2 protein-coding genes are annotated in these 1177 nt (G+C 26.3%); one reads left to right on the top strand and one right to left on the bottom strand.

Features of this window, described 5'->3' with window-relative positions; genetic code table 11:
- Window positions 1-221 precede the first annotated feature (221 nt).
- Entirely contained in the window at window positions 222-611 is a 390-nt protein-coding gene (locus GQF29_RS18165) for a hypothetical protein (protein ID WP_054690556.1), read from the bottom strand.
- Window positions 612-813: 202 nt separating this feature from the next.
- Here GQF29_RS18165 and GQF29_RS18160 point away from each other — a divergent pair, with 202 nt between their 5' ends.
- Window positions 814-1056, top strand: coding sequence for a hypothetical protein (locus GQF29_RS18160; protein ID WP_054690554.1), 243 nt, complete (start codon window positions 814-816; stop codon window positions 1054-1056).
- The last annotated feature ends 121 nt before the right edge of the window (window positions 1057-1177 follow it).

The raw sequence follows: 1177 nt of genomic DNA, 5'->3' as shown, positions 1-1177 counted from the left end.
TGTATTTTTAACTCTCCAGCCGTCCTTGATAGATTGTTCTATCATATTCAATGCCATTTCTTCGGTATAAGCTGTGAGAGTTGTTTTTTCTTTTGTTACTGGGTTCCTTAATTGAATTTTATATTCCATATTATTTTTACCTCCTTTTAAGATAGGCTCATTTAAGGCTGAGCCTTGACCTTTTTATTAACCTTTTGAATATTTAAAATAGTCAAAATGAATTAGTAATAAGGGTTTCTAGAAATATCATTCAAATTGTCTTTATCCCAATACTGATTAAACCATTCTTGGCTATTTTTATATTTTTTTGCTTTTGAGTTGCTAGCGTTTGAACATCCAATTATGAATGCTTTGTCAATTGTTTCTAAGTCAACATTTAATAAATTACTGTAACAAACGCACATAATATCATTGTTTCTAGATGGTTTATGTACAAATGATATATCCCATCTGCCAAAATAGTTCTTTCGAATATATAAAACGTAATCATCATTTAAAATGTAACCATAATTATTTTCTTTGTGGATATATGTTTTATATCCATCTCTTTCTGCAACTTTTAAAATTTCAATAAATTCTACCATCTCTTCTTGTTCTATTGTTAGGTTCATAATAATTCCTCCGTTTTTTTTATTTTGGTATCTCTGTACCTTTGACACTCTTATTATATAACGTTTTTCGTTATATGTCAACGCAATTATAACTTTTATCGTTATTTAATTAATTTATAGCGTTATATTTATAACGGATTAAATTATTGTGTTTGATTTTAAACAAATTTTAGTGTATTATTATTTGTGAGGTGAGATAATATTGAAAAAAACAAAAAACAAAGAAATTAAAGATTTTATGCAATTAAGAAAATTAGATAATCAAGATATGGCGCTCTTTTATGATATGCCCTATAATTCTTTTACTAACAAACTTAATCAACGTGACTTTAAATTAAATGAAATTTTAAAACTTGTAGAAAGCCAACACTGCAAACTCGTTATTTTAAACGAGGAAAATATTCCTATAATCACTTTTAAATTAGATGAAGAAAACAATGACTAAACTTAATAGCCATTGTTTTTTTTATTAGCTTATAATGCTTATTTCACTTTCATCATCATCTTTTTGGATCAGTTTCATGTAACTGATGTTTCCAACTCTTTCAACAAAATATTCGGTACTA

The organism is Coprobacillus cateniformis (genome assembly GCF_009767585.1).
GTDB lineage: Bacteria > Bacillota_I > Bacilli_A > Erysipelotrichales > Coprobacillaceae > Coprobacillus > Coprobacillus cateniformis.
Note: the sequence above shows the minus strand (reverse complement) of the source record. Positions and strands in the feature narration are given on the sequence as shown.

Excerpts from the sequence above, each read along its gene's own strand:
- GQF29_RS18165 (WP_054690556.1), bottom strand. The coding sequence starts at position 611 with ATGAACCTAACAATAGAACAAGAAGAGATGGTAGAATTTATTGAAATT.